The organism is Streptomyces sp. NPDC017056, assembly GCF_044332485.1.
Taxonomy (GTDB): Bacteria; Actinomycetota; Actinomycetes; order Streptomycetales; family Streptomycetaceae; genus Streptomyces.
In genome coordinates this window covers 304,384-319,223 of sequence record NZ_JBIRPD010000003.1, presented here as the reverse complement: position 1 = coordinate 319,223, position 14,840 = coordinate 304,384, and the positions used below count along the sequence as shown (strand labels likewise).

At 69.7% G+C, this 14,840-nt stretch carries 11 protein-coding genes; 7 read left to right on the top strand and 4 right to left on the bottom strand.

Annotated features, from left to right (window positions below):
* Nucleotides 1-96: 96 nt before the first annotated feature.
* Nucleotides 97-1,572 (bottom strand): CCA tRNA nucleotidyltransferase, encoded by a 1,476-nt coding sequence (locus ACH4OW_RS07145; protein ID WP_398025617.1) that lies wholly within the window; start codon nucleotides 1,570-1,572, stop codon nucleotides 97-99.
* A 210-nt stretch (nucleotides 1,573-1,782) separates the two neighbouring features.
* On the opposite strand from ACH4OW_RS07145, the gene ACH4OW_RS07140 reads away from it, so the two are divergent.
* From ACH4OW_RS07140 to trxA, 7 genes are all read left to right on the top strand, one after another.
* Nucleotides 1,783-4,068: a DUF6049 family protein gene (locus ACH4OW_RS07140; RefSeq protein WP_398025615.1), complete on the top strand. Its 2,286-nt coding sequence runs from the start codon at nucleotides 1,783-1,785 to the stop codon at nucleotides 4,066-4,068.
* 46 nt (nucleotides 4,069-4,114) lie between these two features.
* Nucleotides 4,115-6,328, top strand: coding sequence for a murein biosynthesis integral membrane protein MurJ (gene murJ, locus ACH4OW_RS07135; RefSeq protein WP_398025613.1), 2,214 nt, complete (start codon nucleotides 4,115-4,117; stop codon nucleotides 6,326-6,328).
* A gap of 107 nt (nucleotides 6,329-6,435) precedes the next feature.
* Nucleotides 6,436-8,160: a protein kinase family protein gene (locus ACH4OW_RS07130; RefSeq protein ID WP_398025611.1), complete on the top strand. Its 1,725-nt coding sequence runs from the start codon at nucleotides 6,436-6,438 to the stop codon at nucleotides 8,158-8,160.
* Between the two features lie 149 nt (nucleotides 8,161-8,309).
* Nucleotides 8,310-9,005, top strand: coding sequence for an RNA polymerase sigma factor SigM (sigM, locus tag ACH4OW_RS07125; RefSeq protein WP_360125363.1), 696 nt, complete (start codon nucleotides 8,310-8,312; stop codon nucleotides 9,003-9,005).
* Nucleotides 9,002-9,937 carry an anti-sigma factor family protein gene (locus ACH4OW_RS07120; protein ID WP_398025608.1) on the top strand — a complete coding sequence of 312 codons (936 nt, stop codon included), beginning with the start codon at nucleotides 9,002-9,004 and terminating at the stop codon, nucleotides 9,935-9,937. The genes sigM and ACH4OW_RS07120 overlap by 4 nt, the downstream gene beginning before the upstream one ends.
* Before the next feature lie 117 nt (nucleotides 9,938-10,054).
* Nucleotides 10,055-11,029: a thioredoxin-disulfide reductase gene (trxB, locus tag ACH4OW_RS07115; protein WP_360125367.1), complete on the top strand. Its 975-nt coding sequence runs from the start codon at nucleotides 10,055-10,057 to the stop codon at nucleotides 11,027-11,029.
* Nucleotides 11,030-11,075: 46 nt separating this feature from the next.
* Complete coding sequence (gene trxA, locus ACH4OW_RS07110) at nucleotides 11,076-11,402, top strand: thioredoxin (protein ID WP_360125369.1); 327 nt, start codon at nucleotides 11,076-11,078, stop codon at nucleotides 11,400-11,402.
* Nucleotides 11,403-11,508: 106 nt separating this feature from the next.
* Here the strand turns inward: trxA and ACH4OW_RS07105 are convergent, their stop codons facing one another.
* From ACH4OW_RS07105 to ACH4OW_RS07095, 3 genes are all read right to left on the bottom strand, one after another.
* The gene (locus ACH4OW_RS07105) at nucleotides 11,509-12,126 is read right to left on the bottom strand and encodes a GNAT family N-acetyltransferase (RefSeq protein WP_360125371.1); all 618 of its coding nucleotides are present in this window, start codon (nucleotides 12,124-12,126) and stop codon (nucleotides 11,509-11,511) included.
* Nucleotides 12,127-12,433: 307 nt separating this feature from the next.
* A complete protein-coding gene (locus ACH4OW_RS07100) occupies nucleotides 12,434-13,534 on the bottom strand; it encodes a ParB/RepB/Spo0J family partition protein (protein ID WP_398025603.1) in 1,101 nt (366 codons plus the stop codon).
* Complete coding sequence (locus tag ACH4OW_RS07095; RefSeq protein ID WP_360125375.1) at nucleotides 13,531-14,601, bottom strand: ParA family protein; 1,071 nt, start codon at nucleotides 14,599-14,601, stop codon at nucleotides 13,531-13,533. Before ACH4OW_RS07095 ends, ACH4OW_RS07100 begins: the two co-directional genes overlap by 4 nt.
* Between the last annotated feature and the right edge of the window lie 239 nt (nucleotides 14,602-14,840).

The window sequence follows — 14,840 nt, the reverse complement described above, 5'->3', positions numbered from 1 at the left end:
GCGCTTCGCCGTGAAGACCTCAGGAGGAAGGGTGCTGTCGGCCGTTTCACGTGAAACACGACAGCCTGCCGCCGTGTTTCACGTGAAACGACAAGCTCAGTTCTGAGCCGCCCACCACTCCTGCAGAGCGGCGACTGCCTGCTCCCGTTCCATCGGGCCGTTCTCCAGCCGCAGTTCGAGCAGGTGCTTGTACGCCTTGCCGACCTCAGGGCCGGGGGCGATGCCGAGGATCTGCATGATGTCGTTGCCGTCCAGGTCGGGGCGGATCGAGTCCAGCTCCTCCTGCTCCTGCAGCCGCGCGATGCGCTCCTCCAGCCCGTCGTACGCGCGGGACAGGGCATTGGCCTTGCGCTTGTTGCGCGTGGTGCAGTCCGACCGCGTCAGCTTGTGCAGGCGCTTCAACTGCGGGCCGGCGTCGCGCACGTACCGGCGGACCGCCGAGTCGGTCCACTCGCCCGTCCCGTAGCCGTGGAACCGCAGATGCAGTTCCACCAGCAGCGAGACATCCTTGATCATGTCGTTGGAGTATTTCAGCGCGGTCATCCGCTTCTTGGTCATCTTCGCTCCCACCACCTCGTGGTGGTGGAAGGAGACCCGGCCGTCGCTCTCGAAACGACGCGTCTTCGGCTTGCCGATGTCGTGCAGCAGCGCCGCCAGGCGCAGCACGAGGTCCGGCCCGTCCTCTTCGAGGTCGATGGCCTGTTCCAGCACTGTCAGCGAGTGCTCGTAGACGTCCTTGTGACGGTGATGTTCGTCACGTTCCAGTCGCAGCGCGGGCAGCTCCGGGAGGACCCGGTCGGCGATGCCCGTCTCGACCAGCAGCTTGAGCCCCTTACGCGGGTGGGAGCCCGTCAGCAGCTTGTTCAGCTCGTCCCGCACCCGTTCCGCGGAGACGATCTCGATGCGCTCGGCCATGGCCTTCATCGCGGAGACGACGTCGTCGGCGACCTCGAAGTCCAGCTGGGCGGCGAACCGGGCGGCGCGCATCATCCGCAGCGGGTCGTCGGAGAACGACTCCTCCGGCGTGCCCGGCGTCCGCAGGACACGTGCCGCCAGGTCCTCCAGCCCGTCGTGCGGGTCGATGAACTCCTTCTGCGGCAGGGCCACCGCCATGGCGTTCACCGTGAAGTCCCGGCGCACCAGGTCCTGCTCGATGGAGTCGCCGTAGGAGACCTCGGGCTTGCGCGAGGTGCGGTCGTACGCCTCGGAGCGGTACGTGGTGACCTCGATGTCGAACGAGTCCTTCTTGCAGCCGACCGTGCCGAAGGCGATGCCGACCTCCCACACCGCGTCCGCCCACGGCCGGACGATCTTCAAGACGTCGTCGGGGCGGGCGTCGGTGGTGAAGTCGAGGTCGTTGCCGAGCCGGCCGAGCAAGGCATCGCGCACCGAGCCGCCGACCAGGGCAAGCGTGAACCCGGCCTCCTGGAAACGGCGGGCCAGATCGTCCGCGACGGGGGACACCCGCAGCAGTTCGCCGACGGCACGGCGCTGCACCTGGCTCAGGGCATTCGTCGACTGCGAGGTCCGCTCGGGCTGCGGGGCGAGGAAGTCATTGTTGGCGTTCGGCACAACAGAACAGGGTACGTGGCCGCGTCGCGCGAGGCGCCCCGTCGCTCCGCGGCGCCGGGCACCCCGTCAAAAGGGGACAACCACTTCCCGGCAACCGGCTGACGGCGATCTTGTGGAGCAGTCCCCAGCACTTCGGCACAGCGGTCCTCGTTACCATGCGTGGACGCACATTCCGACGACCACTGACGACGACGAGGGACGGGCGAACGCGTGGCCGAGGCGGCAGGGTTCCAGGGGAGTGAACGGCCGCGTGGTCGGTGGCTGCGCCGCGCCGCGGCGCTGGTCGCCGGGGTGCCGCTGCTGGTGGGAATGCTGCAGTTTCCGGACGCCCCCGAGGCCCGCGCGGCGGGCGGCCCGCGCACCGTCGACGTCTCCGTCGACGCGCTCACGCCGACCGCGCCGAAAAAGGACGACACACTCACCGTCTCCGGGACGCTCACCAACGACGGCGACTCCCCGATCACCGACGCGCACGTGGGCCTGCGGCTCGGCCCCGCCCTGAGCAGCCGTAGCGCCATCGACTCGGCCGCCAAGCGCACCGGCTTCTCGTCCGCGGACGGACAGGAGATCCAGAACCGCACCCAGAAGATCGACAAGCTGGAGCCGGGCGTCAGCCGCACGTTCACCCTCCAGGTACCGGTCAAGGACCTCGGCCTGGGCAGCGACGGCGTCTACCAGCTCGGGGTATCCCTCTCCGGGCGGGCCCAGGGCACGTCGTACGAGCAGGTACTCGGCATGAAGCGGACGTTCCTGCCCTGGCAGGCTTCCGACACCGAGAAGAAGACCCAGCTCACGTACCTGTGGCCGCTGATCTCCTCGACGCACCTCACCGCGGAGACGGACGCGGACGCGGAGCAGACGCCGGTCTTCCGCAACGACAACCTGGCCGCGGAGATCGCCCCCGGCGGGCGGCTCCAGCAGCTCGTCGCGCTCGGCAAGGACCTACCCGTCACCTTCGTCATCGACCCCGACGTGCTCGCCTCCGTCGACGCGATGACCAAGACCTACAAGGTCGAAGGGCCGAACGGGCCCACCGCGGGCAAGAACCAGGCGGTCGCCAAGCAGTGGCTGAGCCAGGTGGAAGAGGCGGTGAAGACCCACGAGGTCGTCGCCCTGCCGTTCGGCGATCCCGACCTGGCCTCACTCGCCCACCGCGGCAAGGAGGTGCCCAGCGCCCTCGGCCACCTCGGCCCCGCCACGACGCTGGCGGCCAAGACCGTGGAGACCATCCTGGGCGTCAAGCCCCGTACCGACTTCGCCTGGCCCGCCGACGGTGCCGTCGACTCCTCGATCGTCGACGTGGCCACCTCGGGCGGCGCCCACAACATCATCGCCCGCAGCGACAGCCTCCAGGAGAACAGCCTCTCCTACAGTCCGACGGCGGCCCGCCCCATCGGCAGTGGCAACACCGCCATCGTCGCGGACGCAGGGCTTTCCACCGCCTTCGAGGGCGACCTGTCCAAGGCGGAGAACTCCACGCTCGCCATCCAGCAGTTCCTCGCCCAGAGCCTGATGGTCAACGGCCAGGAGCCCGGGAGGCAGCGCAACATCGTCGTCGCACCGCAGCGCACCCCCTCGGTCAGCCAGGCCCAGGCGATGGCCGCCGGCGTGAAGGCCCTGGCGCCGGGCCGGTGGGCCGAGCCGTTGAACCTGGGAAGCGCCGCCAAGGCCGCCCCCGACCCCGGGGCCAACCGCGAGGTGCCCGCGGCTAGTGAGTACCCGGACTCGCTGCGCAAGCAGGAACTGCCGACCGAGGCCTTCGAGCAGATCCAGAAAACCCAGACCGAGCTGGACGACTTCGAGCTCATCCTGTCGCAGCCCGGGCGCGTGGTCACACCGTTCGGCAACGCGATCATGCGCGAGATGTCGACCGAGTGGCGGGGCGACACAGCGGGCGCCGCGGCGTTCCGCGCCTCCGTGCACAGCTACCTCGACGGCCTGACGAAGAACGTGCAGCTGATCCAGAAGTCGGACGCGACGCTCTCCGGGCGCAGCGCGACGATTCCGGTGACGGTGCAGAACAACCTGGTGCAAGGCGTCAAGGGCCTCACGCTGGAGCTCACGTCCTCGCAGCCCAACCGGCTCGACGCGGGTGAGCCGCAGCAGATCACGGTCGACGGCGGGCACAGCCAGTCGTTCAAGTTCGACACGACGGCGAACGCCAACGGCCCGGTGCAGGTGACGGCGCAGCTCTACACCTCCGACGGCAAGCCGTACGGCCGGCCGATGTCCTTCCAGGTGAACGTCACCGAGATCACCTCGGCCATCATGCTCGTCATCGCGGTGGGCGTGCTGCTGCTCGTGCTCGCCGGTGTCCGTATCTACCTCCAGCGCAAGCGCGCCGCGGCCCACCGCGACGCGGAGGGGACCGACGGCGGCAACGGGGACGACGGCGGGACGGACGGTGACGGCCCGGTGCAGCCGGGTGACCCCGAGCCGGACACCGGTTCGGAAAGCACGGACGCGTCCGGCTCAGGTGAGAAAGTGGACCGTTGATAGTTGGCGGGGCCGGATGGCCGGCGACGGATGAGGTGGGGCAGCGATGAATGCGCCGTACGACGGGGACCGCGGCAGGGGTGCGAGCGACACCCCCGCGGGTCAGGGACCGCCGACGCCCCAGGGGCAGCCGCCCCATGACCCGTACATGCAGGACGCGTACGCCAACGACCCGTACCGGTCCCAGGACCCCACGGCCCAGGACCCGGTCCACGACGTGTTCTACGACCGGTCCGCGCACCCCCCGCCGCAGCACGGCCAGTCCCCGCACCCGCTCTACCAGCAGCCGCCCGCTCCTCAGCCCACACCCGACCCGCAGGTCTGGGCACCGCCTCCGCCACCCGAGCCCCAGGGGCCGACGCGGCACCTCCCCTACGGTGACGACGCCGCCGCGACGCAGTTCGTCGGCGTGGATGACCTGATCTCGCAGGCCGCCGACGAGCGCCCGGAGCCGGACGCCTTCGCCCACCTCTACCGCGACCAGCAGCAGCCGTACGAGCCGCAGCGCCCGGTGGCGCCGCAGCCGATGACCCCGCAGCCGGAGCCCGTGCCGCAGGCCGCTTCCGTACCGGAGCAGCCGCCGGTGCCCGCGCCCGAGCCGGCCGCCCCCGCCAAGCGTTCCGGCGGGCGCGCCTCCAGCCTGCTCAAGTCCAGTGCGGTCATGGCGGCGGGCACGCTGGTCTCCCGCATCCTGGGTTTCGTCCGCAACCTCGTCATCGCCGCGGCGATCGGCGTCGGCACCCTCAACGACTCGTACCAGGTCGCCAACACCCTGCCGACAATGATCTACATCCTCGTCGGCGGCGGCGCCCTGAACGCCGTGTTCATCCCGCAGCTGGTGCGGGCCATGAAGAACGACGAGGACGGCGGTGAGGCGTACGCCAACCGCCTGCTGACGCTGGTCACCGTGCTCATGGCCGGTGTCACCACGGTCTGTGTGCTCGCGGCGCCGGTCTTCATCGGCATCATGTCGCCGAAGATCGCCTCCGACCCCGAGCAGATGGACGTCGCGGTCGCCTTCGCCCGCTACTGCCTGCCCACCATGTTCTTCATGGGTGTGCACGTCGTGCTGGGCCAGATCCTGAACGCCCGTGGCCGGTTCGGCGCGATGATGTGGACCCCGGTCCTGAACAACATCATCGTGATCGCGACCTTCGGGGCCTTCATCTGGGTCTTCGGCAGCTTCTCGCAGAGCGGCGTGAGCGCGGGCAACGTCTCCGCCGAGGCCATTCGGCTGCTCGGCCTCGGCACGCTGCTCGGTCTGACCGTGCAGGCGCTCGCCATGTTCCCCTACCTCCGGGACGCCGGTTTCCGGCTCCGCCCCCGTTTCGACTGGCGCGGCCACGGGCTGGGCAAGGCCGCCCGGCTGGCCAAGTGGACCTTCTTCTTCGTCCTCGCCAACCAACTCGGCATGGTCGTGGTGACCCAGATCGCCACCTGGGCCGGCTCGGTGGCCGAGGGCGAGGGCCATTCCGGCACCGGTATCACCGCCTACAACTACGCGCTGCAGCTCTGGCAGATGCCGCAGGCCATCATCACCGTCTCGGTCATGACCGCCGTCCTGCCGCGCATCTCCCGGGCCGCGCACGACGGGGACGTCACCGCCGTCCGCGACGACATCTCCTACGGCCTGCGCACGTCGGCCGTGGCCATCGTGCCGTGCGCCTTCGCCTTCCTGGCGCTCGGTGTCCCGATGGCGACGCTGATGTTCTCCAGCGCGGGTTCCGGCGCCACCAACATCGGTTACGTCATCATGGCGTTCGGCCTGGGCCTGATTCCGTACTCCGCGCAGTACGTCGTCCTGCGCGGTTTCTACGCCTACGAGGACACCCGCACGCCGTTCTTCAACACCGTGATCGTCGCCGCTGTCAACGCCGCGGTCTCCGGTCTGTGCTTCCTTCTCCTGCCGGCCCGCTGGGTCGTGGTCGGCCTCGCCGCGGCCTATGGACTGGCCTACGCCGTCGGCATCGGCGTGGCCTGGCGGCGGCTGCGCACACGGCTGGGTGGCGACTTGGACGGCCCGCACGTCATTCGTACGTACGCCCGTCTCGCCGGTGCCTGTGTGCCTGCCGCGGTGGTCGCCGGCGCCGCCGCATACGGAATCACCCTGGCGCTCGGCAGCGGCTTCACCGGATCACTGGCCGCCTTGGCCGGTGGTGGTGTCACACTGATCGCCGTCTTCTTCCTCGCCGCGAAGCGGATGCGGATCGAGGAGATGAACGCGATGGTCGGCATGGTGCGCGCCAAGCTGGGGCGCTGAGCGGGCACAACCATCGACCGCAACCGTGTGTCGTGCATAGTGGCGGACTGTGGGCACAATTGTCTTGGCTCTTAGAGCCTGCAACGGATGGGGAGGCAGGAACGACGGTGGCGGAACGGAGCACGGCTGCCGTCGACGTGGCCGACACGAGCGGTGAAGAGCCGCTGACCGCCCAGGCGGGACAGGCCACGAACGACGGTGCGGAGGCCGAGAGCGTAACCGGCACGGACGAGGACACCGCACACACCGGCGATCAGCCTGCCGCGGTGACCGACACCAAGCCGCCCGAACTGCACAGCGGCCACAAGCTCGCCAGACGCTACCGCCTCGAAGAGTGCGTCACCCGTCTGGACGGATTCAGCAGCTGGCGTGCGGTCGACGAGAAACTGCGCCGTGCGGTCGGCGTACACATCCTGCCCGCGGACCACCCGCGCGCCCGGCCCGTGCTGTCCGCCGCGCGCTCCGCCGCGCTGCTCGGTGACCCTCGCTTCGTGCAGGTCCTCGACGCGGTCGAGGAGAACGACCTCGTCTACGTCGTGCACGAGTGGCTGCCGGACGCGACCGAGCTGACGGCCGTGCTCGCGAACGGCCCGCTCGAACCGCACGACGCCTACCAGCTCGTCAGCCAGGTCTCCCAGGCGATGGCCGCCGCACACCGGGAGGGCCTGTCCCATCTCAGGCTCAACCCCGGTTCGGTGCTGCGGACCGAGTCCGGGCAGTACCGCATCCGCGGCCTGGCCGTGATGGCCGCGCTGCGCGGCATCACCAGCGAGCACCCGCAGCGCACGGACACCGAGGCGATCGGCGCGCTCCTGTACGCCGCCCTGACCCAGCGCTGGCCGTACGAGAGCGACGCGTACGGCCTGTCGGGGCTGCCCAAGGACGTCGGCATGATCCCCCCGGACCAGGTCCGGGCCGGGGTGCACCGCGGGCTGTCCGAACTGGCCATGCGCGCGCTGGTCAACGACGGGGCCACCGCCTCCCGCCAGGAGCCGGCCTGCGCCACCCCGGAAGAGCTGGCCAAAGCGGTCACGGCCATACCGCGCATCCGCCCACCGGAGCCGTCCTTCACCTCGCCGCCGCCTTACCAGCGCACCGCATTCCAGCAGGGCTCGTACGGCCAGCCGCCGACGCGCAGCGGCGGACCGGCGGCCCGCGCCGCCACTCCGGTGCCCACCCCGCCGCCACCGCTGCAGAGCCGTACCGGCCGGGCGTTGAAGTGGTGTGTCTCCGGCCTGCTCATCGCGGCGCTGGGACTCGGCAGCTGGCAGCTGGCGGACACTCTGTTGCAGGGCGAAGGCCAGGACAGCCAGGAAAACACGCAGCCGGAGGGCGGTACGCAGCAGAAGAAGCCCGCTCCGAAGCCGCTGGCGATCGCCGGCGGCACCGAGTTCTCCCCGCTGACCAGCACGCCCGTCGCCTCCCGTGACGTGGCCGCGAACGCCGTGGACGGGGACCCGAGCACCGCTTGGATCACCGGGGAGTTCAGGGGCTGGGCGAACTTCGGCAACCTGCCGCAGCGTGCGGACGGTAGCGGCGTCATCGTCGACCTCGGCAGCGTCAAGGATGTCTCCGAAGTACAGGCCAGCATGTACCGGGCGGGACAGACGGCCGAAGTCCTGGCCGCCGACCCCGAAACGTCGAACCCCACGACGCTCAGCGCCTTCTCGAAGCGCCTGTCGAAGCTGGAGAAGGCCGGCTCCTCGCTGTCCGTGAAGCTGGACAAGCCGGTAAAGACCCGTTACCTCCTGGTCCACATCACGGAACTCCCCGTCGACCAGGACGGGGACGGCTACCGGGGCGGCATCTCGGAGATCAAGGTCAGCGGCTGACCCCTTCGGGCGCTCTTCACCGGGCGCCCGAAGGGCCGGTTCCGGTCGCTGTCCCCGCAGGATCCGGCCGACTCACAAGGCTTGTTTACTTCCTGCGGGTGACCGGCTTCAATGGGGCCCAGTTATCCGCTACCCGCACAGGGGGGCACGTGGAGGCGGGACCCTACGGGCCTCACGACATCAGCGACGGCGATCTTCTCGCTCGCCACGTCGCCGGTGATCCCGACGCCTTCGGCGAGATAGTCCGGCGCCACCGCGACCGGCTCTGGGCGGTGGCCCTCCGTACCCTCGGCGACCGGGAAGAAGCCGCGGACGCCGTCCAGGACGCGCTTGTCTCCGCCTACCGGGCCGCCCACACCTTCCGCGGCCAGTCGGCCGTCACGACCTGGCTGCACCGCATCACGGTCAACGCCTGCCTGGACCGGGCCCGCAAGGCGGCCTCCCGCCGTACGTCTCCCGTCGCCGAGACCGAACGGCTGGAACAACTGCTGGAGCCGCACGAGTCCGCCGCGGTGCCGGCCGAGCGGCAGGACCTGCACCGGGAACTACTGAGCGCGCTTCGCACCCTGCCCGAAGAACAACGTGCCGCCCTGGTGCTCGTTGATATGCAGGGGTATCCCGTGGCGGAAGCCGCGGAGATCCTCGACGTCCCCACGGGAACGGTGAAGAGCCGCTGTGCGCGGGGCCGGGCGAGACTTTTGCCGATGCTCACCCATCTGCGCTCAGGTGGCGGGGATAGCAGACCCGTCAGCGGGGGAAGGAACCGGGCGCAGGGGACATCCGTCCCAGAGGCGGCAGGGCCGAAGGACACAGATGCCGTGAAGGGCGGAGGTGGGCGCTCGTGACTTCGACGACCGACACGGACGAGCACCCGGAGGTCTCCGAGATCTCCGCGCTCACGGACGGTCTGCTGTCCCCGTCCCGTACCGCCGATCTACGTGATCACCTGGCGTGCTGCGAGCTGTGCGAGGACGTGCACGCCTCCCTGGAGGAGATCCGGGGCCTTCTCGGCACGCTCCCCGGCCCCACCCGCATGCCCACCGACGTGGCGGAGCGGATCGATGCCGCGCTGGCGGCCGAAGCCCTGCTCGACTCCACCGCGCCGGACCACGACCTCTCCGTTTCACGTGAAACGCCGACGGACATCGTCACCTCCGTTTCACGTGAAACCGAGGTGACACCGGCCGCGAACACGTCCGGCCCGGTCACCCGGCCCACCGGTCATCCCCGCGCCGCCTCCGGCCCGGGCCGCCGTACACCGGGCGCGCGGTCCCGTACCCGGCGCTGGCCCAAGGCGGTGCTCGGCGCCGCTGCCGCCGCCGCGGTCCTCAGCGTCGGCGCGCTAGTCATCCAGACCACGGGCACCGACACCGGGCACGGCAGCGCGCAGAAGCCGCACATCGCGGCCTCCGAGAAAAAGGGAGCCGGGGCCACGTCCACGTTGACGGCCGCCACACTGGAGTCACGCGTCCGTGACCTGCTCACCTCCGCGGGCGCCAAGAAGACGCCGGAAGTCGGCACCCGGAGTTCCGACTCCCCGCTGCGCGGAGCGACGGACACCGTCCCCTCCTGCGTCCAGCAAGGCACCGGACGGACCGAGGCACCCCTGGCCTCCGCGCGAAGCTCCTATGAGGGCCAGGACGCCTATCTCCTGGTGCTGCCGCACCCGACCGACCCCAGCCGCGTCACGGCCTACGTCATCGCGGCCTCCTGCGTCTCCGCGTCGCCGCCGGCCCCTGGCAAGGTCCTGCTGACCCACTCGTACCGGCGAGACTGAACCGGCGGTAAGGGCGCCGGGGCACCGCGGGAATGCCTGCCCCGTAGGATCCGTTGGGTGGGGTGAGAGTTCACCGAGAGCCCCATCAAGCAGTCGGCAGAGACAAGGAAGACACCCGTGAGCGACGTCCGTAACGTGATCATCATCGGCTCCGGGCCCGCGGGCTACACCGCCGCGCTCTACACCGCCCGTGCCTCTCTGAAGCCGCTGGTCTTCGAGGGCGCCGTCACCGCCGGTGGCGCGCTGATGAACACCACCGAGGTGGAGAACTTCCCCGGGTTCCGTGACGGCATCATGGGCCCGGACCTGATGGACAACATGCGCGCACAGGCCGAGCGGTTCGGCGCCGAGCTGGTACCCGACGACGTCGTCTCGGTCGACCTGTCCGGGGAGATCAAGACCGTCACCGACACCGCCGGCACGGTGCACCGCGCCAAGGCCGTGATCGTCACCACCGGCTCCCAGCACCGCAAGCTGGGCCTGCCCCGCGAGGACGAGCTCTCCGGCCGCGGTGTCTCCTGGTGCGCCACCTGCGACGGGTTCTTCTTCAAGGACCAGGACATCGCCGTGGTCGGCGGCGGCGACACCGCGATGGAGGAGGCCACCTTCCTCTCCCGCTTCGCGAAGTCGGTCACGATCGTCCACCGCCGTGACACGCTGCGCGCGAGCAAGGCGATGCAGGAGCGCGCCTTCGCCGACCCGAAGATCAAGTTCGTCTGGGACAGCGAGGTCGCCGAGATCCACGGCGAGAACAAGCTCTCCGGGCTGACGCTGCGCAACCTGAAGACCGGCGAGACCTCGGAGCTCCCGGTGACCGGCCTGTTCATCGCGATCGGCCACGACCCGCGGACCGAGCTGTTCAAGGGCCAGCTGGACCTGGACGACGAGGGGTACCTCCAGGTGGAGTCCCCCAGCACCCGTACGAACCTCACGGGTGTCTTCGCCGCCGGCGACGTCGTGGACCACACCTACCGCCAGGCGATCACGGCGGCCGGCACCGGGTGCTCCGCGGCCCTGGACGCCGAGCGGCACCTCGCCGCGCTCTCGGACAGCGACGACGTCCCGGAGCCGGAGAAGACCGCTTCCGCCTGACTCCGCCCCCGCCCCGCCCCCAACCCCACTCAGTAAGGAGATTGCCATGGCCGGTGCCACGGTGACCGTGACGGACGCCAACTTCGAAGAGGTCGTCCTCAAGAGCGACAAGCCCGTACTCGTGGACTTCTGGGCCACCTGGTGCGGCCCGTGCCGCCAGATCGCCCCGTCGCTGGAGGCCATCGCCGCCGAGCACGACGAGATCGTCATCGCGAAGCTGAACACCGACGAGAACCCCACCATCACCGCCAAGTACGGCGTCATGTCGATCCCGACGATGAACGTCTACAAGGACGGCGAGGTCGTGAAGACCATCGTCGGCGCCAAGCCGAAGGCAGCGCTGGAGCGCGACCTGGGCGAGTTCCTCGCCTGATCTGATCGCTCCCGCGTTCGCACGAACGGGCCCGCCCCTCCCGGGGCCGGGCCCGTTCGCGTTGTGCGGAGGCCCTACAGGGTGGAAGCCCTACAGGGTGGAAGCCCTACAGCGGCCGCAGGGCGGGTTCCTTTTGCACGGCTCCCAGAAGCCGGTCGAGCGCCAGCTCGACGTCTTCCTTCCAGGAGATCGTGGTGCGCAGTTCCAGCCGCAGGCGGGGAAAGCGGGGGTGCGGGCGTACGGTCTTGAAGCCCACCGCCAGCAGATGGTCCGCGGGGAGCACGCACGCGGGCTCTGCCCAGCGGGCGTCGCCGAATGCCTCGATCGCTTTGAAACCGCGCCGGATGAGGTCCTTCGCCACCGTCTGCACCATCACCCGCCCCAGCCCCTGGCCCTGATAGCCGGGTGTCAGCCAGGCCGTGAGGAGCTGCACGGCGTCGGGGGACACCGGGCTCGTGGGAAAGGCCGTGGAGCGCGGTACGTAAGCGGGAGGGGCGTACAACACGAAGCCGACCGGGACGTCGTCCACGTAGACCACGCGTCCGCATGAGCCCCACTCCAGGAGCACGGCCGAGATCCAGGCTTCCTTCTCCAGCTCCGGACGGCCCGCCTTTACCGCGGCCTCACCGCTGACAGGGTCGAGTTCCCAGAAGACGCAGGAGCGGCAGCGCTTGGGGAGATCCGGAAGGTTGTCCAGCGTGAGCGGTACGAGCCGACGGCCCATGAAGACTGGTCCTCACTTCCCTCGCCCGCCGCACCGCGCGATGCCGTCCGCATGTCCCGCTCTCTGAGCAGGCCACCGACGAATCCACCGACTGCTCCGAGGCCGAAGCCCGCTGCCACCAGTCCGGTGCGGCTCACCGTTCGCATGGCTTACTCCTTGATGTGGGGATTTCCCCGTGGATGTGCGCCATACCCGATCGCATCGTATCCACGGTCCGCGTGAGCGGGTACCGCCACACAGGAAAGGGCGGGTCGTGTTCCGGAATCGGCCCGGAACACGCCCCGCCCTGTGGGCCTGACGGCTCAGCTCACTCTTCTTCGCCGGTCTCCTCGGCGAGGCTCTTGTCGAGCACCCGCCCCTCCCCGGGAGCCAGCGTGCCGAGGATGCGCTCCAGGTCGTCTATCGAGGCGAACTCGACGACGATCTTGCCCTTCTTCTGACCGAGGTCGACCTTCACCCGGGTCTCGAAGCGGTCGGACAGCCGGGAGGCAAGGTCGGTCAGGGCAGGGGCCACACGGGTGCCGGCCCGTGGGCCCTTCACCTTGGCGCTGCTCTTGGGCCGGGAACCCATCAGCTGCGCGATCTCCTCCACCGCGCGTACCGACAGCCCTTCGGCCACGATGCGGTGCGCCAGCCGGTCCTGCTCCTCGGCGTCGTCCACGGAGAGCAGGGCGCGGGCGTGGCCGGCGGACAGCACCCCGGCAGCGACGCGGCGCTGCACGGACGGCGAGAGTTTCAGCAACCGCAGGGTGTTGGAGACCTGAGGACGCGACCGGCCGATACGGTCGGCCAGCTCGTCGTGCGTGCACTTGAAGTCCCGCAGGAGCTGGTCGTACGCCGCGGCCTCTTCCAGCGGGTTGAGCTGCGCCCGGTGGAGGTTCTCCAGCAGCGCGTCCAGCAGCAGCTTCTCGTCGTCGGTCGCCCGAACGATCGCCGGGATCTTCTCCAGGCCGACCTCGCGGCAGGCCCGCCAGCGGCGCTCGCCCATGATGAGCTCGTACCGCTCGGGGCCGGTCTGCCGGACGACCACCGGCTGGAGCAGGCCCACCTCCTGGATGGAGGTGACGAGTTCGGCGAGGGCATCCTCGTCGAAGACCTCACGCGGCTGCCGCGGGTTGGGGGTGATCGCGTCGAGCGGCAGCTCGGCGAAATGCGCCCCGGCAACCTCCTCCACACCGTCCTTGACCGTCTCTGCCTCCTGCGGCTCTTCCGTTTCACGTGAAACCGCCTTGGCGGCGATCGAGGTGACCTTCGCCGCCGCCACCCCCCGCTCCGGTGCCAGTACCGGGACCGCGGTCGGCGATGTCGCCCCCCGGCCCACCGCAGGACCGGTGTTGTCCGGGGTCTGCGGTGCCGCGGGGATCAGCGCACCGAGCCCGCGGCCCAGTCCTCTACGTCGTTCGCTCACTGATTCCCCTCCGACATGCTGTGCTGTGGTTCGTAGTTCACGGTGAGCCCCTGCCCCCCGGGCTGGGGGACTCCGCGCAAAGCGATCTCCCGGGCCGCCTCCAGGTAGGAGAGCGAACCGCTGGATCCCGGGTCATAGGTGAGAACCGTCTGCCCGTAGCTGGGCGCCTCAGAGATGCGCACCGAGCGGGGGATGCTGGTGCGCAGCACCTCGTTGCCGAAGTGGCTGCGCACCTCCTCCGCGACCTGGGAGGCGAGCCGGGTCCGGCCGTCGTACATGGTGAGCAGGATTGTCGACACGTGCAGCTTGGGGTTGAGGTGCCCGCGCACCAGGTCGACGTTGCGCAGCAGCTGGCCGAGGCCCTCCAGCGCGTAGTACTCGCACTGGATGGGGATCAGCACCTCGGCGCCGGCGACCAGGGCGTTGACGGTCAGCAGGCCGAGCGAGGGCGGGCAGTCGATGAGGATGTAGTCCAGCGGCTGTTCGTACGCCTTGATGGCCCGGTCCAGCCTGCTCTCCCGGGCCACCAGCGAGACAAGCTCGATTTCGGCGCCGGCCAGGTCGATCGTGGCGGGCGCACAGAACAGCCCTTCCACGTCCGGGACCGGCACCACGACGCCGGAGAGCGGCTTGCTCTCCACCAGCACGTCGTAGATGGAGGGCACTTCCGCGTGGTGGTCGATGCCGAGGGCTGTGGAGGCGTTGCCCTGCGGGTCGAGGTCGATGACCAGGACGCGGGCGCCGTGCAGGGCCAGGGAGGCGGCAAGGTTGACCGTGGTGGTGGTCTTGCCGACCCCGCCCTTCTGGTTGGCGACCACCATGACCCGGGTTTCCTCGGGCCGGGGTAGCGCTTCTCCCGAGCGGCCGAGCGTCTCCACCGCCAGCTGAGCTGCACGACCGATCGGGGTGTCGTCCATGGGGGGTGGCGTTTCACGTGAAACGTCATCCCCGGGCGACTCGCTACGGGGACCGGGGACCGGATCGGTCATCGGTCCCGCGATGTTGGCGTCGGACCGCAAGGATTCACTCTCCTCGACATCAGGCTCGCAGTTCTCAGAGCCTGCCATGCTTCCGGTGTCGTGAACCAGTGAGGTCCGTTCTCCTGTGGATGAATCCACCTCTGTGGACACTTCCGTGACCCGTGTGGGTTTCCGGTCACGCGGCGCGGCAGCCGCGCGACCGCGACTGATGATTCCATGCAGCAGAGAACGACGTTTCACGTGAAACACGATGACAGTGACGCGTCCGTTTTGTACGCGACACTCCGCTTTGCGTCGTTTGTTGGCTTTTTCGGCCTAGTTGGCGG

What these genes read in the sequence shown, in the direction of transcription:
- ACH4OW_RS07105 (WP_360125371.1), bottom strand. Translation starts at nt 12,126, where the DNA reads ATGGGCCGTCGGCTCGTACCGCTCACGCTGGACAACCTTCCGGATCTC.
- ACH4OW_RS07095 (WP_360125375.1), bottom strand. Translation starts at nt 14,601, where the DNA reads ATGGCAGGCTCTGAGAACTGCGAGCCTGATGTCGAGGAGAGTGAATCC.
- trxA (WP_360125369.1), top strand. Translation starts at nt 11,076, where the DNA reads ATGGCCGGTGCCACGGTGACCGTGACGGACGCCAACTTCGAAGAGGTC.
- murJ (WP_398025613.1), top strand. Translation starts at nt 4,115, where the DNA reads ATGAATGCGCCGTACGACGGGGACCGCGGCAGGGGTGCGAGCGACACC.